We start from the raw sequence: 25,628 nt of genomic DNA, 5'->3' as shown, positions 1-25,628 counted from the left end.
TCGCGTTTTAAAATGTGACATTAATTCCGAATGCATAGGTTTTCGCCCCAAACGTGTATATTACACCTCCGGCAGTCTCTGGGTCGAAGTCCTTCATAATCTTATCCTTGCGGATGGTAAACGGGTTTTCCGAAGTGAAAAACACCTTTGCACGCTTCAATTTCACCTGCTCGCAAAATGCCTTCGGAAAGACATAACCTAGCGTCAGGGTCTTCAACCTAAAGTATCCCGCATCGAACAAGCTTTTATCGCTAAAGACCCGATTATAGGTCGTATGGGGACTACTTGCGTCATAGATTCGTGGATATACCGCGTTCGGATTCGGGTTTTCTTCTGTCCAACGGCCCATGTGGAATTCCCGCGGGTTGTCCTGCCCGTGAAAGAATGGATGCAACTGGTAGACCTCAAAGGCTACTTTGACGTTGTTCACGCCTTGTCCAAAAGCACTCAACTCAACATTCTTATATGCCAGATTGAGGTTCAGCCCATAGGTAAACGATGGCACATCATTCCCCAATATCACCCGGTCTTCGTTATTGATGGACTCGCCGTAAGCCAACTCTCTATTTGGCAAAAATTTAATATCACCTGCATTGGGCACTATCCCACCGTAAGTATAGTACTGCTTGCTGTCGATCTCCGCCTGGGTATATAGTCCATCTGTCCTAATACCGAAGAACGAACCGATAGATTCGCCTTCTCTTAAAATGTACTTCCCGACCCGATTCCCACTCACATTCTGAATAATATCATTGGAGGTCGCGAGTTTCAAGATTTTATTTTTATTGGTAGCGATGTTACCCCCGGCTTCTAATCTGAAATCTCCAAATTGGTCCCTATAAAAGAGCGAGAGCTCCAGCCCTTGGTTTCTGACCGAAGCAATGTTCTGGCTTGGCGCTTGTTGGATACCTGTTTCGAAGGCCACGGTATAGCTCAGCAAGATATCACTGGTCTTTTTGTTGTAATACTCAATAGATCCACTGATCTTCTCATTCCACAGCCCAAAGTCCAATCCGATATTGCTGATGGCGACTTTTTCCCATCCAAGGCCTATATTAGCAGGCTTAGACTCCCGGATACCTTGTACCAAGCTGTTGTTGAAGCTGTAGTATGAGCCGGTGCCGTAGTTCTGGAAATAATCATAATTGCCTACATTGTTGATATTACCCAATTGTCCATACGATGCGCGCCATTTCAATGTCGAGAATATAGGGCGTAGGTCTTCCATGAATGCCTCTTCGTTCATCTTCCACCCCAGTGAAAACGAAGGGAAGTATCCCCATCGGCTATTCTTGAAAAAACGGGAGGAAGCATCGGCCCTAAAGTTGACTTCGGCCATATACTTGTTTTTAAACACATAGTTCAAACGCGAAAAGTACGAGAACATCTTATAGTTGGTCATCGATGACGAGTTTTGAAAGCCGGCCCCAGTAGTGGCACCCGCCGAGAGATCCAGAAGATTATCTACCGGAAAGTTGTCCCGGGTAGCACCCAGCCTGTCAAAGTCGTAGCTTTCATAGGTAAGTCCCCCTAAAGCCTCGAAATAATGATTGTCATTTTGCCAAGTATAATTTCCGGTAGCACTATACAGCAGCTGCTGGTCGTTATTTTGATTAACCGCCATCGAATTCAAGAAATTTCCGGTCCCGTCAATATTAAAGCCGGGTTTCAAAAAGCTAGGCACTTCCGGACGCGTTGCAATAAAGGATTTTTCCTTATAAATATTGCGGGTATAGGACAACGAGTTGTTGATGACCAAGCCCTTTACAGGGTGGATACCTAGGGTTGCGGAAAGCAGTGCACTCTCATCACTATTTCGGCTCCAGTTCCCATAGCTATAGGCCCGTAAGGGATTAGCACCCGCAAATGTAGCACTCGCTTCTTTTCCAGATTCTACTGAGCCCCATTCCCCATTCGACTGCTTGGCGACAAAGGTACTTGGCACGATCAACGTATTTTCGAAGCCAGGCATCGCACCATCGATAGCCCCCTTATTTTGGATATATTTGATATTGGTTTTGAGGCTGATTAAGTCGTTCAATCGCGAATTTGTATTCACATAGAAATTATAGCGTTGATTTTCATTTTGTTTGAAATTTGATTGATCGAACAGATACCCCAATCCACTATAGATTTGATGTTTGTCCGTACCCCCAGAAAAGTTGACAGCATTCTGGTTGACAATAGCACGTTTATTTAGGATCAGGTCATACCACTTGGTATTGGGATATAGATCTGGTTTCGAACCATCCTTGAACCAGCCTATTTCTTCATTGGAGTAGACTTGATTTTTACCCAATTGCGGATTTAAGTTGTATTTAGCTTCGTTATACAGCTCGGCATACTCCCAAGAGTTGACCAATTTCTGGATATAGGTAGGTGTCTTGATGGCTACATTCGAACTCACGGTTACATCGCCACCATTCTTCATCCCTTCCTTAGTCGTCACCAGTACTACCCCATATGCAGCACGGGAGCCGTAGATGGATGAAGAAGAAGCATCTTTTAAGAACGATACACTTTCTATACTGTTGGGATCTAGATTAGCGAAAATCTTGGCTTCCGAAATCACGCCATCAATGACATATAGCGGAGCTGAAGTACCCAAGTTGCCCCGGCCTCTAAAGTTGATAGCAGGCGTCTGTCCTGGACGGGAGATAATGGTCACCCCTGGCACGCGACCTTGTACGGCCGTCAGCACGTTGGGTTGTGCCCGATCTTGGATATCCTTCGTATTGACGGTAGAGACCGACCCGGTCAAGTTGGCCTTCTTTTGCGTTCCGTATCCCACGACCACCACCTCATCCAGACCACTTATCTCCTCCTGTAGCACGATATCGAGTTGTTGACTAGCCTGCACCTGTTGTTCCAATTTTTGATAGCCTACATTGGTAAAGACCAGCGTCGCAGATGAGGTCGTCAATGGAATAGTGAAAGCCCCCTCTTGATCCGTCGTGGTCGAAACGGTGCTCCCCTTGACCGATACGGTAGTGCCAACGATTGGCTTACCTTTGTTATCGACCACCTTCCCGGATACCGATCGTTGCACGGGTTCTACTCCCACCATCGGCACCAGCTCTTCCCGCTCACGCACTACGATTACCGTACCCTTCTTTAGCCATTCCAAGTTGAGTGGCTTGACAATGGCATCCATGGCCTCTTCCAGCTTGGCATTCTTGATGTTAATAGATAGTTTGGTATCGGCCATGGACTTTCCATTCAGAAAGAACGCATAGCCACTTTGTGCACGAATCGTGTTCATGACCTGATTTAGGGTCACATGTTGCGCTTTCAAGTTGATCGTTTGGGCATGCCCCTCGCCATACACCTGTAGCATGGTTATCAATGAAATTATAGTCATCAATTTCATAATCAATACTATTCGGTAAGTTAAACTCCATAGACTGGGCCTAACAAATTGATAAAAAATCATATGTTTGTATTGTTTAATATGTTATAATAAATGGTTATCGAAATTTTGCCCTTGGGCAAAAGCATTTAAAAGGCATATTGGACAGCTAGGTAGTGCCCCCCAGCACTACCTTTTTTATTCCTGTTATGACTTTACCTGTGGGGTTTAAGTGGGTGGTTTGTTCATAATTGGTTTTAATTTTTAAGGTTTATATATCGGATTGCATGTTGCTACTTTTTACTCGACATGACCTCCAGCACCCGTTGACCATTGGCCATCTGTAGTTTAAAACGGATGCCCCCGGCTTCCAATATTTCCAGCACATCTTTCAAAGGCTTATTGCGCTCCATCTGTCCATAGAAATAACTGGATGTCACCGTACCTTGATACTGCACATCCAAATCATACCAACGGCCTATCTGCTGCAAGGCTTCCCGCAGTGGGGTCTCTTCAAAATGGAATAGGCCATTCTTCCATCCCACAAACACAGCTGTATTGACTTCCGCTACCTTTATGTCAGACCCGGCTGCGTAGGTGGCCTGTTGACCTGGTTTGAGCACGATGGCCTTTTGCATACCGTCGCCCACTTTCACCTTTCCATCGAGCAGTGTGGTGTTTATATTTTTATTGCTCGGGTACGCATTTACGTTGAACGAGGTACCCAGCACCTCTACGATTTGATCTCGACTGCGGACCCTGAATGCACGGTTTTGTTCTTTTTTAACTTCAAAGTACCCCTCGCCTACCAAGGTGACCAGTCGTTGATCGGATGCAAATTCGGCAGGATAGATCAGCGAAGAGCCCGCATTCAACCAGACCTTGGTTCCATCCGAAAGCATGATTTGATAGGTTCCCCCTTGTGGGGTAGATAGCTCGTACATCAGCTTGGTACGATCCACAGCGCCATCATGGCCCCTTCCTGTCTGCTGGCGTACAGACTTGCCGTCGGTATAGGTGATGTCGCCACCCATGACAATTCCGCTCTGGTCATCCTGCAAGGAGACAACGTCGCCATTGGCCAGCTTCAAGGTTGCTTTGTTGGTCCCGGGTGCGGGGGCTACATCAGCATCCTGCTGGGTGAAAGTTGGTTCGTCCGGGACGACTGGCTTTGAAAAATAGGAATATATCGAAATCGAGAATACCAGAAACAGGACTGCTGCCGTAGCCAGGGGCCACAGCATCCGGCGTAATCGACGCTTAGGTATTGATGGGGTAATCTGGGTTTGAATATCGGCAAATACCCTGTCCAGCCGCTCCTGTTGATCGGTAGCTTCATACCGTTCCTCCAGCAGGCTCTCGACTAGTATCTCATCCAATTGGGCATTCGCATCCAGAGACAAGGCCTCATAGAGTGCTTTTATCTCCTCTGTCGTGCAGGCCCCTTCCTTATACCGTTGTAGTAGTTGTTTTATTTTAGCTTTATTGGTTTCCACGAGTGTGTAATTTTATATAAATACACCTCCCGCCAAAAAAAGGTCTGCTCTTGCCCCGATTTTTTTTTAATTTATGGAAATTAAGTAAGCGACCAGCAAGAGTGTCGACAGATGATGGTCACGCAATACCATTTCTTTGATGAACTTATTGGCCTTTACGATATGGTCACGCACCGTAGATACGGATATATCCAGCTGATCGGCCACTTCTTGGTAACTCATACCCTCCATCTTGCAGAGCCGAAATATTTTTTGCCTTTGGGTAGGCAATCTATTGATGACGATTTCTAGCAGTTGCTGGGTTTCTTTCGAATCCAAGAGCCGATCAACGGTGTTCTCTCCTTCGCTATTCCCATAGGCCAATTGGATGGCCGATTCCATTTCGAGTTTCAATCGCCTCTTAAAATTAAAGACCAGATTGCGGGAGCAGGTAAATAGATAAGCGGTAAATGAGCGCTCGGGATCTATCAATGCGCGATGTTCCCATATTTTGACAAATACGTCTTGCAGCAAGTCCTCTGCGACCACTTCATCGTGGACCAATCGCAGGATGTTGCCATAGATTACTCGACTGTATCGCCGATAGAGCAGCCCGAAAGCCTGCATATCTCCATTTTGGAGTTGCAATAAGGTATCTCGTTCTGATGGGGCTTGGTCTATGTCCATAACTGGTTGTTCCGGGCAGGCAAGATAGGTACTTCTCTTGGTAATTTCAAATGGGATTAGCATTTAGATGATAGCGACAATACCTATACCTACAAGTAGGGCTTACCCACAGCGGTACAAAGCACGTCAAAGAAAAGCTGCTCCATTTATTTTTTCGACCTATTCACACATAATACGCCTGTCTAGGCATCTGTGGAGGGATATCTCCTGAGCAACAATAGATGCGATACGATTGCAGTAGGGACAATAATCGTCGGCAATAAGCCGTACGGGAATCCAAGTACCGCTACATTGGGCTGTTCGAAGCCAAATTGTTGGATAGGCACAGGTGATGAAAGTACCCCAATCATCAAGACGATTAGCAAGGAAAGCATGCCGATGTAATTCCAGAGGACAAATACCCAGCTGTTGATAATCGATTTTTGAAGAAGGTAGATGATTAAAAATACAAGAGCACCAAGCCCCATTACAATATCAAAATTTAATCCTCGAAAGGTCATCAACTTGGGAATCATCTTGTCGAGGTACCATTCATACAGAAAAAGCTCCACTGCTATCCTTAGTACATGTATCAATAGCAGCAGCACTACATTCGGCTGTTGACGACCTATCTTCCTAAAAATAAAGATATACAATACAAGAGTGGCTACTAGCACTAAAACAAACGATTGGGGGTAAGATGCAAAGCCACCCGCCACCGCCACCGTGCCTATTATCAAAGACCAGACGATGTTAATCAGCAATACCCCATTATTTCGGCCAATTGCAAAATAAAATAACAGGACAAATAAAAACGTCAACCCCAGAAAAAGCATTTCAGCCATACGACAGTCTATAAAAATCAGTGCGTTTTAAAACTCGGCTTAAATGTATCGAGTTACTTCGACATTATAATTGTCTTATGACAATTAATTCATGAACAAGGCATGAGGAGAGCACCTGAAGGTGCCCTCCTGATTTACTTTCGTCTGAAAAGCGCGCCCAGCAGACGGCCGATCCCGAAACTAGCTGCCGGGGCTCAGGTGTGCTTGTTGGAAGGCTGTGTTATCGACTTCAAACACACCATCATATTTAGACCATTTAATACTATATTTTATTCTATTATTTATAAGGAATAAAATATATCTTTGAAAAACAATTACAACCCTTACATGAAAAGCCAATTTTACCATTTTACGAAGAAACATGTTTCTTTGTTTATGACAAGAATAACTATAAACAAAAATGTCGGACATCTTTATGCTGGAAGCTGGTGATATGAAGAGATTTTTGTGGTACTTTGTTATTTTTGTCACTTTTTCAGCTTGTAAAAAGACGGAAGAAAACACGCCTGAAGACACTACACCTGTTCAGCTAGAAACACTCGGCGCAGATGTCGCTAACCATACTCACATAGTATTGGCGGGGAGAATACTATACCTGAACAATGAAAAGGTCCTCGATCACGGTTTTGTTGTCAAATCATTTTATACCAATCCTGCATTGGAATATAAATATTCATTGGGTAGCAGCCTCCAAATTGGTAAAGTCAGTAAAAAGATTGATACTTCAAAAGATTTGCGAACAGCAGGCTCCGGAAGCTACCAATTCTACATCGAAACCGATAAAGGCATATACTATGGAGAGTCCGTTCGGTATGATATCTCCGGTGTCTTTATTGACTATCAGCATGGATTGCGAGCGTCTGCAGGAGAGGTTATCACGATTCATGGTGATTTTGAATCTATAAAAAGTCCCTTCACCTTGTATAGTGACTACAATTCACCAAAAGTTATATCATACGAATTGAGCGTGAATAAGCAAGCTTTGTCTTTCGTGATGCCTGATGGTTATACGCATGGAAATGATTTATCCTTCTATGTACAGGCCAATAAAGCGGACAGCGTTTTTAATAGTTCTATTCCGATTGCCAAAATTAAGGTACTGGGTTCACTGCATGCTCCAGAACAATATGAATACTATTATGATGACGTCCTCCGATTAGGGAGCAAGGGACTTCCCGCTTCATTTGCATATACATTCTCCGTCATCCTTGGGAATAAGTTCGTTCCCTACTATCACGAACTTTCACTATCCGATCTCATTTATGACCAACCACTGGAATCCTTCCGTATCGGTTACTACAATGGCAGGGATACCGTCATTTTTCCCAAGAAAATTACGTTGAAAAAGCCCGATGAAACAGCTTTTAAAGTGCGGCAATCCTATGTGCACCCAGGCAATTCCCTGGCAGTAACGGGGCTTCCCTTGGGCCGATTTCCATATATTAGAAGCATGACGATCGGTGATCAGTCCGCGTATTATAATGGAATGTGGAATGGAGACGACCGCTTACAGATTGGTCAAGTTCCGGACGGGGTTTATCCGCTGGTTATAAAATGCGTCCCATTCACCTATATAAGCCAAGAAAAAGTTACCGTCCAAGGTCTCACAGCTACAAGTGCAAGTATAAATCGTGGACACTATGGGGAGGAAGTCACTTTACGTGGGAATTTTATCGCAAACGAACGCTATCACGTCGTTATGGGTGGCGAATCTATCTACGATCTAATTGCCGGCAATGGCACCTTAAAATTCCACATTCCACAAATCAAACCCGGTTTAGCCAATATTACTTTAAAATATGGTGAAAATTATGCTACACACCAAGTTGTTCCGACTCCTCTCCAAATAGAAGTGCTCCCGCCTTCATTCGATAGTTTTTACCCTAAGAAAGGTAAACCTGGGGATATCATCACCCTTAAGGGAAAAGGTATTGCGTATGCTCGAATCTATTTTGGGCAGGACTATGCTATGAGCGTTGGAGGCAATGTCGATGCGGTTGAAATAGCAGTCCCAAGACAACTTATATACAAGGGCAAGATACATATCGTAGCGCAGTTTAACGGCAATTTGTTTGAAAGTAAGGAAACGTTCGAACTATTATAAATTTACTACCATCGTATGATATTTTTTAGAATTCTTAAGCAATTTGAACGATTAGGTCTTTTTTTACTTGTCTTAGGCTTGTTATTTTCATGCAGTAAGGACAATCCTGACGAGGCACTTCCACCCATTGCCATTGAAGCTGTCACAGGTACAGCAGATGATCTCCGCAAAACATCGGTCACACTCTTGGGATCCATACTGAGCAGTGAAATGTTGCCACATGTTACCGAATACGGATTTGTCATCTCGACTTTCAACGGAGGATATCCACACAACGCCGAAATGGAGATTCCGCTAGGAAAGAAAATACCGACACAAGAAATCCGATATACCTATAAGCCTACAGTACCTTTCGATATGAATATAACCTATTCATATTGCTTCTACGCAAAAACCGCGAAAGGCTTTTACAAAGGAGAGCGCAAAACGTTTAAATTGGATGGGTTGCAAGTAGAAACCTCTGCCAACCTGATGGGGATGGTTGGCGAAAAAATAGTGCTTCAAGGAGATTTTTCGATGATAGACAGCAGCTATAACCTCTACTGTGTCGCAGATCAGTCAACATTGACTAGCTATAGCATAGGCGCTGACGGAAAAACATTGACCTTTAAAATCCCCTCTGCTAACGAGCTAAGTCACGGCAAAAAACTTCGAGTCCAATTGCGTAAGAATTCACCAATGGGCATCTTTGACCGATTATTGACGGAAGTGCTTATTTTGGGCGCCATAGACCCTCCAGCTCAAAAAACATTTCTCATCACGGATCAGATTCGTTTTACAGGCGCTTCGCTACCCAACACATGGGACAACAATAAGACTTTTGAGCTTATCTTAGGTAATGTTACGATTCCATTTACCAACCCATTACCCATCAAGTCACTCAAAGGACTGACCAAAAATACATTCAAAATAGGATTCAAGAATGGTCGCGATTCCATCGTTTTCCCGGAAGAATACACTTTAAAAGAGCCCCATTCCGCCGATATCGATTTTGTACAATATGTTACTCATCCAAAGACGTATGTCACTGTTAAAGGAGTGTCGCTGTACGACTATTTTGACCCATCTGCGTCGACATATACACTGGGCGAGTACCCGATAAACCAACACTACACCAGCAACTATCCCATGTACAATTTTGCAATAGGAGATATACCTGAGGGCCACTATAAACTCAACATCAAAAGTAATATCTTTAGTGTCCAAACCGCCAAGACCATCCAAATAAAAAATTTCGAATGGAACAGCATAGACAAGAATACGGCTCATGTTGGAGAAGATGTGACACTCACTGGAAAATTCATCAAAGGATTTGAATATTACCTCTATTCCAGTGAATTTGTCTACACACCAGTGGTCTCAACTGAAGATGGAAAACTTACGTTCCAAGTACCAGCATTTGCAGAAGATGCTACAGAGTTGAGAATCGGACACTACCAAGCACAAAAAGATGGCTTGAAGCTATATCTCCATGACACACCGCTCCCTCTTAAGACATTGGGCATTAGTTTAGATAGCTTCTCCCCTATGTCGGGACCTCCCGGTACGTTGGTCAAGCTCAAGGGCAAAGGCATAGGCCTCGCGTATGATATCCACTTAGGAGATATCAAACTCTTCCCACTAGCCTACAGTGCAGATGAGGTCATGGTGACCATACCTGCCCTTCAGGCAAAAGGAAAAATGAGAATTGTGATAAATTCATATAACCGAATTTTTCAATCTGCCGAATATTTTGAAATCATATAAATACATGATGATCTTAAAAAGTATACATCTTAGCATCTTATTGCTATCTCTGCTTGCCATTACAGCATGTAAAAAAACAGAAGAGCAGGAAATCGTCAATACTCCAATGTCCTTAAAAGCCTTGCCCGTCTCCGACATCGGCAACGCTACGGTAACTTTCCATGGACAAATCGAAAAGATAAATACGGAGCCTATCCGGGAGATTGGATTTATCCTCGTTGAAAAAACCCAATCGGGAGGCGCCACCAATACCGAGATTGTGCTGGATCATAAAGATGTACAAGACGGTACGACTATCAACTACACCTATACATCCAAAAATGTATTCGACCCCGATGCCGGTTACTACTACCAATTTTATATTAAAACAGCCAATGGCTACTATGCCAGTTACCCCATACATTTTAATGTGGACAATATAACCGTCAGCTCTCCCACAGACCTCAAATACAATCTGGGCGAAACCATTCTGCTGAAAGGGAATTTCAGCCAATTTAAAGAACAATACTACCTCAGTATTAATGTTCCCGACGGTGAGCGATTGGCTTTCTCCCTGAAAGATGACAACCAGACGCTGGCAATTACCTTACCCAAGACTGGCTTTGTACATGGCGCTAAATTGGCGATTACATTGAATAAACCCCTTAGTGGACAACAATACATGAATTCGAAGCAATTGGCCGAAGTAACGATAGTTGCAAAAATCAATGAGCCCACTCGATTGCGCTATGCCTACAATGATATCGTCGAACTGACAGGCACGGGGTTGCCCGAATATTATGTAGATGGACTTTTTTTATTGGTCGGAGATCAGCGAATACCATATGTCGGTCGATCGACTCATTTTGGAAGAATGGTCGATCTTTCTGGCCCATCCTTTCGTTTTGGCTATGTCAACGGGCGTGATAGTGTCATATTCAGTAAACCTATGCTCGTGGAGCAACCTTCGGGAGACGATTTGCTTTTCAGCACTGCATCAATACACCCAGGCAACTCTTTCTCCTCTTATGGAGTCGATATGTATAAATATTTTAATCTTAAGATCGACCAAGCATTTCTCGGTGACAAACCTGTTAGTGCAACGATTGGAAGTGACTACAGGTATTCATATATAAGTATTCCAAATGATTTTCCCGAAGGAAGTTATACCTTAAAGCTCAAAGGGGGGGTGAGCGAAATCGTAAGCACCAAGACAATAGAAGTCAAAAAGCTCCAATGGGATAAAATAAATAAAAATGATTTTTACGTCGGGGACACGATACAGCTTTCTGGTAATTTTAATACTGACAACGCTTATGTCCTTGAGTTCAAGAATACAGGCATCAGCCAATATGGCTTCTCCAAAAATCAGCAGCTTAATATTGTCGTCCCTAAATTAGCGCCAGGCAGTCATCAGATCAAAGTATATTATTATACAGGCACTGGCGCCCCGGTATATGCTGTGCAAGAGAAAACCATCAACATCCTATTGCCTACTTTAGAACGCATCAATCCGCAGTCTGTATATTTTGAAAATGTGATCAGTATCGAAGGTCATGGATTGACGGCTGTGCATAAGTTCTATATTGGAAATCAAGAAGCCTTTTTTCATATAGACGAGGGTGGAAAAACGGGGTGGCTTACCATCCCTCCGGTTCTTCCTAGCGGAAAACATATCATATCCATGGAAACCGGATATGGTAAAGTAGAGGCTAAAATGCTATTAGAAGTTTTATAACACCGGTCATGAAAAACATCAACGCACACGTATACATTTTTCTATTTGTTTTGTTTACTCTTCTATCCTGCAAAAAAGATAGCCATACAATAGATAAAACACCTATTACGATCAAAACACTTGAAGCTGGCAATCTCCAGCCAGACCAAGCAACCTTATATGGCGAGATAGGATATTTGAATGACGAAACCGTATTGGACCACGGTTTTATCGTCTTTTCTCAAGGTTCACCAGAGCGTTACACCATTTCCTTGGGCGACAAACCGTCAGTGGGCATTCGTAGTCACTCCTGGAAATCTAAGTTTGACTTCGGCGACCTGTACTCCTATATTTTCTTTGTAAAGACCGACCAAGGTACATATGAGGCGCCACCGTCGCATTTCACGGTTAGCAATATTTGGGCAGATCAGAGCCAAGTAAGATATGCAAGTCCAGGTGATACCTTGCAAATAAAGGGAAATTTCCAACAGGTCGACCACAACTTTTCGCTAAATTTTACCAGTATATTTGGTCAAAAGATACCTTTTACCCTGAATGATGAAAAGACAACCCTCACGATCATTCTCCCCAAAGCAGAACTTTATCACGGCGACAGAGCTCGGTTGAATTTTGTTAGACAGGTGGGTGAGCGAATTGCCTCGCAATATTTACTAGAACTGAGGATTGCTGCGAGACTACTACCTCCAAGCCCTGGACCACATCACTTCATAAACCCCATCAAGCTTTCCGCAATAGGGCTTCCTCGCTATTCAGGTAATTTTAGGATCATTATTGGAGACAAGATACTAGACTATTCCGACACCTACCATCCCACTTACTTAGGCCTTAAAGGTAGCTCCTATAAACTAGGATATATCTGGGGAATGGATACCATATACCTGAAAGAAACTTGGGACTTCGAGCGACCCAACATGGATCTTGTCTCCCTCAAAGAAAAGATTGTCCATCCTTTTGGCAAAAGTTTGTTACTAGGTTTAGATTACTTTAAATACTTTCAAAACACCAACTATTCGGTACATATCGGATCTTCAGACGGGAATTTATCAACCGACCAGTTTGGAGAAAGTGTTACGTTACATGCGCAAGATGTACCCGAGGGCGTACATCCCGTGAAGATTAAGAGTGATGTATTTGGAGATTTGACAATACAAGACAAAGTAACCGTCAAAAAACTTCGTATAGATGCTATAGATGCTGGCGAAGGCTATTATGAAGAACCCATGCAGATAACGGGAAGTTTCATCCCTGACCAAGAATATGTGGTTCGATTTGGCGACTTTGAAATTTTCCGGGGTACACCTAAAAATGGCAGTCTGGTCTTTCATACTAGTGTTTTCTTCCGGAAGGGCCAGAATAGACTAGAGATTGGATATCTCGGGTACAACGGTAATTTTCATGTCGCAGAGGCTTCCCATTACGTCCAAATAAAAGGAATTACCTTCGATAGTTTTTATCCCACAAAGGGCGTGCCCGGAGAAATAATTACCGTTAAAGCCAGGGGCCTCAAATCTAATTATTATAGGGTCAAGATTGGCGACAAAGAAATCGCTCCCTTTAAAGTTACAGATGGTCAATTGCAATTTATCCTTCCGATAATGGGTAAAAAAGGGAAAACGAAAATAGCGCTTCTCTACCATAGCGGAGTCATTGAATCAGAAGAGTATTTTGAAATCATATAGACTTTCAACATAAAAGGTATCTCGGTTTTAGACCAAGAGCAGCAATAGCCTGTCAACATCCGAAAGCCGTCACCATTTCTGGGACGGCTTTCAGACATTATAAAATCGTCTATTTACCTTTTCTCTTGGCGTTGATGAGTTTGGCGAGCAATCGGCTAGTTATAAAACTAACCACGGTCCCTAGCGCTGCGGTCAAGGCTGTCTGCGCCACATCCCCAAGAGATATGCTGGCCCATATGGAGCATAGTGTCCCGCCTAGCGTCCCTATACGGATATCATTGGGTTTCATCGAGTACCTCCTCTCTATTTGAACCCTCGCTTTGTGGTCTTCCATCGTTGTTCCTGGAGTCTCTTTCTTCTTTCTCAGGGTCCAGGGCTTCGAGTATACCGATTGCTAATGCGACATAGCGAGCCACTGCCAGCACCTTTGAGGGCAGCTTGATTGGCGCCATTATGATGACTTGAGCCGCATCCCGCAGCCCTTGTCTGATTTTTCTGAGTATATTCATTTTTTTAGTATTTAGTATTACGGGTGTTCTTTTTGCACTCGAGCCGTGCGGGCTCTTCCTTTTTTTTCCGCAAAAAAAGGAAGCAAAAAAGCTCGTCGCTTAGCATTTTATTTAGCTGTGTTACTTGTACTTCGTAATATTGTTTCCAAATGTTACGAAGTCATTGATAAACCCTCCCAAACTGCGTAAGCAGGCATCAGGGCTCGTGTTGGTGCCGTGAGCGGCTGATGCAAATTCTGTAGGCGACATTTAGCGCATATGTATGTGATTGCACCCTCAGCCCCAAACACGGCCTAGGCTGTGCAGGCGTTAAGAATTGTCGAGGATTTCCGTCAACAACTGGGTTTGTCCGATTTAGCGCATATGTATGTGAATGCATCCTCAGCCCCAGAGCCGCATCCCGCAGCCCTTGTCTCATTTTTCTGAGTATATTCATTTACTGCGTATTAAAAGATGAACATCGTCATTGCGAACTGAAGCCAAGAATATGAGAGGGCGTGAAGCAATCTTCTAGACTGCTTCGTCTTCACCTCCTCGCAGTGACGAAATTGCTCATTATCCCAAAAGACGACCTTGTATTCCGACTCCCCCCTGCACAATCCCCAAACACGGCCTAGGCTGTGCAGGCGTTAAGAATTGTCGAGGATTTCCGTCAACAATCGGGCTTGTCCGATCCGCCAGTTGGCGGAGAGTTTGTCCGATTGTAGGCAATCCGAAAACAATTTAGCCGAGCAGCCAAGCCTTGATTTCTTTGTTTACTTTCTTGATCAAGCAAGAAAGTAAAAGCCCCGTTGCGGCTCGAGCGACCATAAGAAACTAGAATCGCTGCGAATGATCCGCCTAAATCCCTTACTCCATGTACAGTCGATGATTTTGCACCACGATCTCCACCTCCCCTTGCCGGATGCATTTCACTAACTGTGGGTACACTTTTCTGTAGGCTTTGACAGATGCCTCTACACGATAGTCACCATCCACCATCTTAAAGGAATCACCCACCAGTAGGCATCCACTGGTATCCGTATGTGCATTGCCTGTATGGAAGAATACCAAGGAATACTCCTGGATACCCGTGACCTCCACCATGCCCTGATGGAGTTGAGGATAGTCCTTCTGATATCGGGTATTCATCCCCGCACGTCGGTTAAGCGCAAGGGTATAGCTCCCTTCTGGTATGCAGGTCTCATGCTTAATCTTTTCAGGCCTGACGGCATCTTCCAAGACGTAGCACACGAATATTTGGTCAATATAAAGCATGGACAAGGTACTTTGCTTCCCTTGTGCCACTCGATTGAGTTTAATCATTTTGTCTTAGTCGTTAGCTATTTGTATTAAGATGAGCGTAGTCAGATGAGGGGTTAGCTCTTAGGTACTGATTTTTTGGTCTTATTCTTTAAATCTCTCATCCCAATGAAGAGAACAAATCCCCCCAATGTAGATTTACCTACCTGATGGACGATAACATCGGGTGGCCTTCCCTCCACCCGACGTCACCATCACCCCTCACTACCCCAGGTCTGCGCCATAAGTTTTGATCACGGTTGTGATATTCTTAGGGGTATCTAGCATGGTAATCCGATACAAGGCGTCCGCATATCCCGGATTCGCTACCGTAGTGCTGTATTTCCACTCCACCCCTGCATCATCCATCGCCTCGGCGATACCCGACTCGATAACCACATCGCTACTGTCCACGATCTCAAAACTGACAGTCGTCACCATCAGTACATCCTTCACTAAGAATGTGATCTCATCCCCTATCTGTCCGGTATACTCCAGGTCGTTCAACCGACGTACCGATGGCGGTGTAAAGAAATCCTTGAAGGCCACATTGTAAGCCGACTGGTTGACATTCGCCTTCGCCTGATACAGCGCCTTTAGCGATTCATCCTTGATAGCCTTCTTTGCATACAGCGAGGCATCTACAAATCTATTCTGTGCAGCTAGCTGATCGCTCGTATACGGCTTGCCATCCGGTCGCTTTTTGGCCGTCCTCGCAATAATTGTCTGATCGCCCTTCTGGCGGAATACCAACATTTTTCCAATTTTGCCCGATGCCCCTTGCATCACGACATTGTCTCTTGATTTTGCCATTTTTTCTTGGTTTTAAATCTGTGTTAAACAATACATTATGCAAATCCATCCGGGCGCCCATTGACCGACTTGCTAACACAAAGATTGAAACATAAAATGATAAAACAATGTATGACAGCTAGTTGTGAATGATTACGAAGAGTATCGGTTGATTATGAAGGATAACGAAGAAAGCGGAGTGGAGAATTAATATCGAGATGTGCGTAGTGGGTATCGAAATTCCTGCCGTATCTGTCCGCGCTGGCGGCCGTAGGTTGTTCTTTCGCAAAGCGAGGTAGGCTATTCCTACAGCGATGATAGGATTTTCATCGTGTGATTGTAGTACCTAGCAAGTGTATAGATAGGCTCATCGTATACTCGAGGTAGGCTTGTTGCAGGCTTGTTGCAGGCTCATCGTATAGTGGAGGTATAGTCGAGGTAGGCTCGTTGTAGGCTCATCGTATAGTGAACGTGGCTTGGGTAGATTAACGCATCTACCCAAGCTCCTGCTAACTTTGCTCATGCTCTTGAATCGTATCCAGCACTTCGTCCAGCAGATAATAATCCTTGTTATCCAAGCGATACGTCTTGAATAACTTCTTCGCTTGGAAGAACTTCGTATCCGCTATCTTCAAGATATGCTTCAGGTCGGTATTGTCCAAAAGACGCTCTTGCAGGTTCATATTCTTTGCGGGTGTGGCTTGCTGGAGCAATTGGCCCAGCAGCTCATTCTGTCTTTGGAGCAGCTCATTGGTGAGTGCTAGCTGAGACAATAGCTGGTAGATGCCTTCGAGGAGGCCATAGATACGCTTTATTACATGCAACATGATGTGATAGGTTTGCAGCCTATGCCGAAACCCTGATACTGCTATCGCCCATCCCGATGCTACCGTCCTCTTTCATCCTTCCACACAGCATCCCCAAGGCAGCTTCATCGCCGAACTGCCCACCCCTGTTTTCAAGCAATATCCCTTAAGGCTTGAGTTCATGAAATAGAAAACAACGAACTAATCCTTAAGTACATATGCGCCCCATTCGCTGTATCCCAATTGATTTATATTCTCCAAAAATTCCTTTATTTTTTGATCCTGATGGCGCGATACCAGCAGCAGCCTCTGCAACTTTTTCGGGGATAAGGCCTTTGCAAAGCTGGCCACCAAGCCATCATGCAGTGTCAAGTGCCTATCCGCTCCCGACTTGGGATAGTTCATCTTGTCCAACGGATACTTCACATACAGCATATTCGTGTAGAAGCTCCTCGACGTATTGACAAACCACCCCTTTAAATCCCATTCCTCAATTTGTGCCGATTTGATTTTAGTAGGTAAGGTCTGCCCATTCAAGAGGTACAGTATCAAGCCCGTGGCCGTCGTCTCCATGAACACAATGTCAAAAAAGCGGACCGCACTCCCATATTCGGCCGGAGGCCCTGGTAAGATAGCTTTTAGATAGACCAAGAGCACTTCAGGATTGCGCTGTTGTCGCCATAGGCGCAGGTATTCCTTTGTCAAATCACCCGCTAGCGCTTCTTTCTCCATCCGCTGCTCGCCATCCGTCACCACTCCATTGCCTTCCTGTATCAGCTTCACAGGTGGTATCATACGCGTAGGATAGCGATAGATAAGGACGATATAGCCCACCAGAAAAGGAGCGAAATACAAGAAATCGGTATACCAGTACGACGAAAAAAGGATATCATGGTTCTTCCGTCCCAACAAGATCTGTAAGATCAGGCAGTTGATGCATATCACCAGACTACCGGCCAATATCGCCAAGAGTAGTTGCTGGATCCACTTCGGAAAGGTATAGAATCCGCGCGACTTGTCCGTCTCAAAGTAAAGCCGCACGACCAACGAGATGAGGATCACATAAAAGAGCAGGATCACGGCCGTACCTGCTGTGATATCCACAAAGCTTGGGTTGCTTAAATTTGCCTGAAAATCAAATACACCAGCCCTCGCATTGACGACATACGCGACCACAATAAAGCAAATTGCTATCAAAAGCGATTTATAAAGCCATCTTAAAATATGTCTTGCATAATAATTTACATCCATACGGTTTATGTATTGATAAAATTAGCGCGACCTCTTCGATAGGACGCATTTTTATGATGTTTCCGTTAAGGTATAAAATAAATCTATATCAACCAACATTTAACTTTAAATTTTATTCAAAAAGTGATGATTTACTTAAATGAAAGGCCAATTAAATACATCGTCACCGTACCCCCAACCTATGAGCCGAGTTGCATAAAAAAGCAACTCGAGTCTAAAAAGGAGCTTTTGAGTTGCAAAAAAGTGCAACTCACTGATATTGGAGCACTTGCCACCTTGACTCCCGCTTTTACGATTTCGTCTTTTACAGCTCACTTATTATACAACATATGAAATATGTATTTGACAATGCAGGAGTGGCGCAGAAGCAGTCCGCCCTCTTGAATCTTTCGGCCGGTGAACTCAGTGCCGAAGTACAAGCCATCCGACAAGACTTTGTTGCTTGGATGAATGCCTCCTTTGCACTCACCGAGAGCCAAGAAGCCCAATTGGAATCCCTACCCTCAGGTTTTCGAGATACCTTGGCACATGCCATTGCAGATGCATGGGCCCAGCGTTCGTTAATAGCCTTTGACAAGCAAGTCGCCCAGCAGCAGAAAAAACCAACGGTCAAGGATGTCATTTTGGAAAAATCAGCTACGACCCAGCATCTCATCGGTGCGCAGCAGATGAGTGAAGTCAACCAACTCGCCATCTGGATCAAGTATCACGTATAGCCTATGGTATAATCGTCTTCTATACCGCCATGAACCGAAACCCATGGCGGTATACTCCAAAAATCCAATACTATTAACAGATTACGCCAATTGCAATACTAACAACTAACTATTAAAGAAAATGAAACAGTACAAAAGAAAATTTGCCCTATTTCCCGGGAGGCGGGTACAAGAAAAAAGAAAGTCAAGCAGTACGGAAACTGCCACATTCACCATTCGCGATCCGGGTGCTACCCCAGTGCAAAAAAGTAGCAAAACATAATCAATTACTACATAAACTAACGTTTTATGGCTTTTTGATCTATAAAAGCCGTCATTATTATGGCATGGTTTTCATTTACAGGGACGAATCCCTCAAATCCGGCACACTACACATTACAAGGTTCGGAGCCTAGTTGCGGTCTTGTCGAAGAAAAAATGTGTGCTATCCAAGCCGCGAAGAGCACAACGAACAATGACCCTGTACTGAATGTCGCTATCCTATCTGAGATTGCTGACGCGTTACAGTTGGAAGAAAACACGACCAATGTTCGGTTAAAAGCACGTCCATAGTAGGGCGTTTAAAATAAGCGGGGCTAAACTTAGAAAGGGTATGGAGAAATCCATACCCTTAATGTTTCTAAATCTCTTCAATAAAGAGAACCTCAATCTCCTTTTCACTATGCACAGCTTTAATTCCATAACTTGCAAGCTGCTCGTTAAGTTGTTCGAGCGACTTGTATGGGTATATTTTTATTTCCAGCTCCGACTTTACCCCATCCACTATCGGGGGGAACTCTTCACTTAGATCCATAAAGCCGGCAAACACAGTTGTCCCCAAATAGACCATCGCTTCCACACCTTTAGGGGCTTTATACGGTTTGATATCCGTACTGATCAAGCTCAAGACTTTCATTTTATACGTGCCTTCATACACGCTGACACCAAAAAAATCCTCCAGGTCTTCCCTTACGATCTGCGCCTGCACCGAATCATTCCGTTGAATAGCATCATAGCGTTCGTAACAAATTCCGTGTCTGATCCTCCAGTCGTTTTCTTTGGCAAAATCGTAGTATATGGTCGAGTCACGCACTTTCCATATTACTCTATCCATACGAGGGATATAGTTGCTCTTGTTAAGTTTTCCTTTGGATACGATTGCCTTCAGCGCAGTGAACAAAGACGCGTTGTAGATTGAGCTCTTATACAAGCCCGTAACACTATCCAATTCAAATTTCCAAGAACGGTAGGGCACTCCATCCTGATAGTCTGTTATTATTGTTCCAAGCTTAAACTGTCTACTATCGCTACTTTGATTGGCTAAAAGGTCCCGTCTTCCATAATCATCCTTTAAGGGAAGCTGAATACTTCCATGCTCATAGAGCCTTAGTATATTTTCTTCCGTTATGAACCCTGATGAAGTAATCGCCTTTACTTTTCCTTTATACAATAAAACAGCATGCGGTACTGTCTGGTGCGGAAATAAGCTCTTCAAATATAAGTCGGAATAGATCACGGAAAGATTGACTCCTTGCTCCTTTAAAAACGTATTCTTTGAAAAGAAACGAGTCATCGTATTTCGATCTTGCCAAGTAACAGTGATGACTTCAAATTTGTCTGGATAAAGATCCTTTAATCGTTGAAGCTTCGGCATTGTCTGTATACAGGTAGCACAAGAAGTATCAAAGAAATCCAATAGGACCACCTTATCTTCCAATTGCTTCCAATCAATTCTCTTTTCTAGTCCTCTTATCAGCTGTACCGAAGCTGGTGGCACAAAACTATCTCCGACATGCAGTCGTTTAGTCAAATCCGCCGTTTTACTAGATTGTGCCTGTACCATGCCTAACCCCAATAGCAGCGCAACAATCAGACATCTGTAATGTATTTTTCTCATAATATCTATCTTTCGTTCTGAGGTATCTCTGCCACCCTTACCACTGTTTCGGAAAGCCGTACAGCATACCTCGGATCATTAGCTTTTAGTGTATACAATCTGTCACCTACTATTCTGGTCAATTCGGTCTGAAATCTGTTTTCCAGATTTAATCTTTTTAGATCTGCCCACCTACGTCCGCGAAACAGTAGCTCCTTACGCCTTTCATCCAATATAAGTCGTAACAGCTTTTCGCCGTCAGATTCTAATACCGGTACATACACGACCTCTTTATCCCATCTTGATTGGAGAAGTATGTTAATCAAATCTCTCGCTTCACCTTGTCTACCTAAGCGACTCGCAGCCTCTGCTTTAATCAAATAAACTTCACTCGTAGTAATGCCCATAAACATCTGTACTGAGTTCTGATCATAACCTCCTCTGAAGTTGTAAGTATTGACAACCTCGGTATTGGGGATAAAATACATCTGTTTACGGAGATCATGCGGATCATAACTAGCGTAAAGACCATCCGCTACCAATGCATTAGTTCCTCCAATTATCCCCATACCGCTACTCGTTGCCGAAAACAGGACCTCTACATTGAATCTTGGGATAGGATATCCTAACGATCCATCTAAGGAACTATAATCCATCAAGTCAGGATTCAACTGTAGACAAGAATCTGCATAGAGAAATGCCTGCTTGTAGTCTCCCATATTCAGATAGGACCTTGCAAGTCCGGCATAGGCAGCGCTCTTTGATGGTCTTCCTCTGGTGTTCTCGATAACAGGAAGAAACCGTGCAGCTTCTCTAAAGTCAAGGACTATCTGCCGATAAGTATCTTCAAGGCTAGCGCGAACGGATACGCCATCAACACCTGCTTCTAACCTTAACGGGATACCCAGCTCTTCTGAGGCCTCAGCATCAATATAGGCCGGACAATGTATTTCCGTCAATAGCTGAAATACGAAGGCTCTAAAAAAATGAGCTGCTCCCCAATTTCGGTTATAGGCGGCAGTGTGTATATTCCGGTCCAATTTATCCAGTATCTGCAATACTTGATTCGCGTAATAAACCGTTTTGTAGGGTCGTTGCCAATCCCCGACATCTGTATATGGCTCATCTGTCCATGTGTAGGTATTCCGCTGATCCATCGCACTGTTTTCCCAGATTTCCTTTGTTACATAATAATCGTCGATCCCAATCTCTCCAAGCAACGGATAACCAGAATTCATCGTATTGTAATCATCGAGTAAGTAGTCTGCATCCGAAAGGGAAGCGGGTATAGTCATTTTGATGTCCGGCTTGTGATCCAGAAAACTATCACAGCCAAATAGTAGCAATGTGCACATCGCCCCTATTACGTATATCCATTTGTTCATATTTTTGATATTTATAGATTAAAGTTTATCCCGAGAGAAAGAGACAGCGGATCAGGAATACTAGCTCCATATTCACTGTCTATCCCTTTGTTATTTGCGCGCCATATCGTGCCTATATGTTGCGCGTAAGCGTATAGACGGAAGTTATTAATTCCATACCTGCTTAAACCCGGGATGCCCATACTTGCCTGGATATCCCGCAGTTTGATCTGATCCCCCCTCTCGACCAACACGGACGAGCTTCGGTAGATAGGACTCGAACGAAATTTGTTTGGATAGGTAAATGCAGGGACATCTGTCCAGGCTTCATCACCTGGCTTTTGCCAACGCAGAGAATAGTCCGAATGCCCTGCTCCTAATTCTAAAAAGACATCATTGTCAAAAGACTCCCGAATAAACTTATGTCCCAACTGATAAGAAATATTCCAGGATAGCTCTATATTCTTAAACCGTACACTATTACGCCATGATCCAAAGTATCGCGGACGCTGCGTACCATGATTTTGCAATTCGGATACTTTTGTGTTCTGTATAGCGATATAATCATCCGAGATCTCTCCGTTTAGGTATGCCTGGGGAGTACCGTCAGCAGGATTTAACCCAGCCCATTTATAGGTCAGAAGACTGTAAAGCTCCATTCCTTCTATCGGTGTCGCAATCACCGAATTGGCATAGCTCACATTTAGGCTGGCTATATCATTGGCCAGATAAGCCTTGGTCACTTTCGTTGTTAGATGGGCAAATACGAGATTACTATTCCATCCCCAGCGTTTTGTCTTTATCGGAGCGGCGTTGAGTGATATATCCCAGCCTTTAGTCAGTAGATCCGCACTGTTGACCGTGAGGTGAGAAAATCCAACTGTAGGATCTACCTCAGCCTGCGCTATCAAGTCAATAGCGCGTTTATGGTAATACTCTACGGAGCCCGAAAAAAGGTTGTCCGCAGTGGCAAAGTCCAGTCCAAAGTTGAGATTACCTACGCGCTCCCATCTTAAATTAGGGTTAGGAGGCCTACTTATTGTGCCGTACGTTTCACCTGTTATATAGTGAGGCTGGCTTTCTATCGCCATTATTGGATAAGCGGATATACTATTATTCACATTTCCATTGTAACCGTAAGTCGCCCGTAGCTTCAGATAGTTGAAATACTTATCACTCATAAAGTCCTCTTTAGATAACAGCCAGGCGAGACCTGTTGACCAGAACGGCTGCCCTCGATCGTTTGCCTTAACCCCGAAAAGATTGGAAGCGTCTTTACGCATACTGCCCGACCATATATACCGGTCTTTGAAGGTATATGATCCATTCATATAAAATGATAGATAGCGATTGGTCAAAGACTCTATTCTTGAGCGATCTACTATTTTGGCTACACCACTTTTTCCATTAAAGCGACGGATCTCCTTACCGAACTGTACCTGCTGAAAAGATCCGGAAAGCGGGTCGTATCCGTAATACTGATAGGTCTTCATATCCCTTTGCAGTTCGCGTGCGTCTAAACCGGCTAGAAATGATACCGCATGCTGACCGCCAAAAGTTCTATCAAACATAAGGTTCAGCCGCCCCTGGTGTGAATAGTGGTTCCAATCCATCCCATACAAATAGTCTCCTAACGGCTGATTCCATATTACTTCGTGATCATTCCAGGAAGCAAAGGAATTGGCCTGAGAGCGGAGCTCGTAAGAATCGCCGCTACGCCAGTTGGAAATCGGATTATGATTCCGCTGATAAGCATACATGCCGCTGACACTTAAACCAAAGCCAAACTGATATTTTGCATTTAACTGCATCAATAATTCCTTTTGCTTCTGGTTTTGTTTTGAACGGTACAGTTCTTCCAAAGGTCTGTAGGTGAAGGATTGCAAAAGCCCGCCACCTACAGTATCAATAAAGCCGGGATTCAATCCGGAAATCTCCACTGGCAATGGATTGCCCCATTCATCAGCCAACTCGAGATAAGGATAATTTGAAGCACCTAACGCCAACTGATTGTAACCAATTAGATCCCAACTCTCTTCCTTATCTGATTCGGTGTATGCCACCGAAAAATCCAGTAGTAAACTCTTGACAGGTCGAGCCTGTACAGCTATTTTGGTATTTATACGTTGGTAACTTTCGGTAACCAGAGCGCCTAGATTGCGGTCGTAGCCTAGCCCTAGGGAGTAACTTATCCTGTCCGATCCTTGTGTCAGTCTCAAACTGTGTTGTTGTTTTGATTGTCTGCGGTAGATATACTTCATGAAATCATCGCGTTGATCAATCTGCCGCAGTCTATCCAGTTCGGTATTAAGTTGCTCTTCGCTTATCTTTTTGTCGGTAGCATTCTTAAACAACCATACGACAGGCGGTACTGTATTGTTCCATCGATTAAAACGAGAGTTATACCTCCCTTTGTCGTAGAAAAGCCGCATTAGCTCAATATGGTCCGAGGTTGACATATTCTTATACTTATAGAGGTCGGGCTTATCTATTGTGGTAAAATTACTATTGAATGATAGTTGTGCCTTTTGATTGAATTTCCCTCTCTTGGTCGTAATAACAATCACCCCATTGCCCGATTGCGATCCCCAGATAGAGGCTGCTGCCGCATCTTTTAGTAGCGTGATGTTTTCGATGTCATTTGGATTGATGTTATTATACGCTGCCATACCATAGTCGGCCATATTATTTTCATAAGGGACACCATCGATGACGACTAATGGCCAAATGTTTGAATTGATACTACTTTCACCTCTAATATTCATATTCAGCAGATCGCCACGATTAGAAGCCCTATCTTTATTTGTGGACAGCCCCGGTACCACATCCTCTAATCTGGATACAAAATCCGTAGACACCTTCCTGTTAAATAAAGTAGAGTCGATAAACTCAAAGCTACCCGTAGCTCTTTCTTTGGGGAGCTTCTGGTAGCCGGTACTGACCACGTCCACTTCTTCGAGCATGTTGTCGGAGGGTACGAGTGCGATGTGCAGCTCAGCGGCTTGTGCCTCGTACTGGATTTCCTTACTTAGGAAGCCCAGGTGGGATACCGTCAGCTTTCCGGTGGATAAGGAGGTGGTGAGGCTAAAGGCCCCTTGGCCATCGGTGATGGTGCTCTCCTTCCCTCCTTTTACCTTGATGGATGCCCCGTCTATGGGGCGCCCATCGACAGCCGAGCGTACTTCACCGCGAAGTACGGTCCTCGGCTGCTGGACGTGCCCGGTCGCTGCCCCTTGGTTGCCGGACAGCTCTTGGGCATGGGTAAACATATTGAAACACAAAACCGTTGCTAGCAGCAATACCATATAGATGAGCAGCTTCACGCGAAAATAAATCTGAATATACTTTGTTATCGAGCCTAAAGGTTGCTCATGGATACTTTGTCCAGCGTATCGGGATAACTTGGTCACTATGTCCCTCCGAAAACAAGACATAGCTCTCCCCTTAGCATAAAAATGCTTCATAATTGTTGG

The 25,628-nt window shown here is 44.0% G+C and carries 19 protein-coding genes; 6 read left to right on the top strand and 13 right to left on the bottom strand.

Going from position 1 to position 25,628, the window contains the following annotated elements; genetic code table 11:
* Nucleotides 1-7: 7 nt before the first annotated feature.
* From OQ289_RS11095 to OQ289_RS11080, 4 genes are all read right to left on the bottom strand, one after another.
* Nucleotides 8-3,361: a SusC/RagA family TonB-linked outer membrane protein gene (locus OQ289_RS11095; RefSeq protein WP_270090819.1), complete on the bottom strand. Its 3,354-nt coding sequence runs from the start codon at nt 3,359-3,361 to the stop codon at nt 8-10.
* Nucleotides 3,362-3,642: 281 nt separating this feature from the next.
* The gene (locus OQ289_RS11090; RefSeq protein ID WP_270090818.1) at nt 3,643-4,845 is read right to left on the bottom strand and encodes a FecR family protein; all 1,203 of its coding nucleotides are present in this window, start codon (nt 4,843-4,845) and stop codon (nt 3,643-3,645) included.
* A gap of 66 nt (nt 4,846-4,911) precedes the next feature.
* Nucleotides 4,912-5,574, bottom strand: a complete 663-nt coding sequence (locus OQ289_RS11085) for an RNA polymerase sigma-70 factor (RefSeq protein ID WP_270090817.1) — start codon at nt 5,572-5,574, stop codon at nt 4,912-4,914.
* Nucleotides 5,575-5,693: 119 nt separating this feature from the next.
* Nucleotides 5,694-6,335 (bottom strand): hypothetical protein, encoded by a 642-nt coding sequence (locus tag OQ289_RS11080; RefSeq protein WP_270090816.1) that lies wholly within the window; start codon nt 6,333-6,335, stop codon nt 5,694-5,696.
* 400 nt (nt 6,336-6,735) lie between these two features.
* On the opposite strand from OQ289_RS11080, the gene OQ289_RS11075 reads away from it, so the two are divergent.
* The 4 genes from OQ289_RS11075 to OQ289_RS11060 are packed head-to-tail and all read left to right on the top strand — an operon-like array spanning nt 6,736 to nt 13,581.
* Nucleotides 6,736-8,439, top strand: a complete 1,704-nt coding sequence (locus OQ289_RS11075) for a hypothetical protein (RefSeq protein WP_270090815.1) — start codon at nt 6,736-6,738, stop codon at nt 8,437-8,439.
* Nucleotides 8,440-8,454: 15 nt separating this feature from the next.
* The gene (locus OQ289_RS11070; protein WP_270090814.1) at nt 8,455-10,185 is read left to right on the top strand and encodes a hypothetical protein; all 1,731 of its coding nucleotides are present in this window, start codon (nt 8,455-8,457) and stop codon (nt 10,183-10,185) included.
* Nucleotides 10,186-10,189: 4 nt separating this feature from the next.
* The gene (locus OQ289_RS11065; RefSeq protein WP_270090813.1) at nt 10,190-11,902 is read left to right on the top strand and encodes a hypothetical protein; all 1,713 of its coding nucleotides are present in this window, start codon (nt 10,190-10,192) and stop codon (nt 11,900-11,902) included.
* Nucleotides 11,903-11,910: 8 nt separating this feature from the next.
* Nucleotides 11,911-13,581, top strand: a complete 1,671-nt coding sequence (locus OQ289_RS11060) for an IPT/TIG domain-containing protein (RefSeq protein WP_270090811.1) — start codon at nt 11,911-11,913, stop codon at nt 13,579-13,581.
* A gap of 109 nt (nt 13,582-13,690) precedes the next feature.
* Here OQ289_RS11060 and OQ289_RS11055 read toward each other — a convergent pair whose 3' ends face one another.
* The 6 genes from OQ289_RS11055 to OQ289_RS11030 form a co-directional block, all read right to left on the bottom strand.
* On the bottom strand, nt 13,691-13,870 hold the full coding sequence (locus OQ289_RS11055) for a hypothetical protein (protein ID WP_270090810.1): 180 nt from the start codon (nt 13,868-13,870) through the stop codon (nt 13,691-13,693).
* Nucleotides 13,857-14,090 (bottom strand): hypothetical protein, encoded by a 234-nt coding sequence (locus OQ289_RS11050; RefSeq protein WP_270090809.1) that lies wholly within the window; start codon nt 14,088-14,090, stop codon nt 13,857-13,859. The genes OQ289_RS11055 and OQ289_RS11050 overlap by 14 nt, the downstream gene beginning before the upstream one ends.
* 849 nt (nt 14,091-14,939) lie before the next feature.
* On the bottom strand, nt 14,940-15,395 hold the full coding sequence (locus OQ289_RS11045; protein WP_270090808.1) for a DUF5675 family protein: 456 nt from the start codon (nt 15,393-15,395) through the stop codon (nt 14,940-14,942).
* A 201-nt stretch (nt 15,396-15,596) separates the two neighbouring features.
* Nucleotides 15,597-16,184, bottom strand: coding sequence for a hypothetical protein (locus OQ289_RS11040; protein ID WP_270090807.1), 588 nt, complete (start codon nt 16,182-16,184; stop codon nt 15,597-15,599).
* A 488-nt stretch (nt 16,185-16,672) separates the two neighbouring features.
* A complete protein-coding gene (locus tag OQ289_RS11035; protein WP_270090806.1) occupies nt 16,673-16,990 on the bottom strand; it encodes a hypothetical protein in 318 nt (105 codons plus the stop codon).
* A 180-nt stretch (nt 16,991-17,170) separates the two neighbouring features.
* Nucleotides 17,171-18,220 carry a hypothetical protein gene (locus OQ289_RS11030; protein ID WP_270090805.1) on the bottom strand — a complete coding sequence of 350 codons (1,050 nt, stop codon included), beginning with the start codon at nt 18,218-18,220 and terminating at the stop codon, nt 17,171-17,173.
* A gap of 329 nt (nt 18,221-18,549) precedes the next feature.
* On the opposite strand from OQ289_RS11030, the gene OQ289_RS11025 reads away from it, so the two are divergent.
* Nucleotides 18,550-18,936 (top strand): hypothetical protein, encoded by a 387-nt coding sequence (locus tag OQ289_RS11025; protein WP_270090804.1) that lies wholly within the window; start codon nt 18,550-18,552, stop codon nt 18,934-18,936.
* 321 nt (nt 18,937-19,257) lie between these two features.
* A complete protein-coding gene (locus OQ289_RS11020; RefSeq protein ID WP_270090803.1) occupies nt 19,258-19,488 on the top strand; it encodes a hypothetical protein in 231 nt (76 codons plus the stop codon).
* A 67-nt stretch (nt 19,489-19,555) separates the two neighbouring features.
* Here the strand turns inward: OQ289_RS11020 and OQ289_RS11015 are convergent, their stop codons facing one another.
* From OQ289_RS11015 to OQ289_RS11005, 3 genes are read right to left on the bottom strand one after another with little or no spacing between them, the layout of a single operon-like run.
* Nucleotides 19,556-20,812 carry a TlpA family protein disulfide reductase gene (locus tag OQ289_RS11015; RefSeq protein WP_270090801.1) on the bottom strand — a complete coding sequence of 419 codons (1,257 nt, stop codon included), beginning with the start codon at nt 20,810-20,812 and terminating at the stop codon, nt 19,556-19,558.
* A 5-nt stretch (nt 20,813-20,817) separates the two neighbouring features.
* The gene (locus OQ289_RS11010; protein WP_270090799.1) at nt 20,818-22,176 is read right to left on the bottom strand and encodes a RagB/SusD family nutrient uptake outer membrane protein; all 1,359 of its coding nucleotides are present in this window, start codon (nt 22,174-22,176) and stop codon (nt 20,818-20,820) included.
* Between the two features lie 11 nt (nt 22,177-22,187).
* Complete coding sequence (locus OQ289_RS11005; protein ID WP_270090798.1) at nt 22,188-25,619, bottom strand: SusC/RagA family TonB-linked outer membrane protein; 3,432 nt, start codon at nt 25,617-25,619, stop codon at nt 22,188-22,190.
* Nucleotides 25,620-25,628 lie beyond the last annotated feature (9 nt).

Origin of the sequence: Sphingobacterium sp. SYP-B4668 (assembly GCF_027627455.1) — a bacterium.
Lineage (GTDB): Bacteria > Bacteroidota > Bacteroidia > Sphingobacteriales > Sphingobacteriaceae > Sphingobacterium.
Note: the sequence above shows the minus strand (reverse complement) of the source record. Positions and strands in the feature narration are given on the sequence as shown.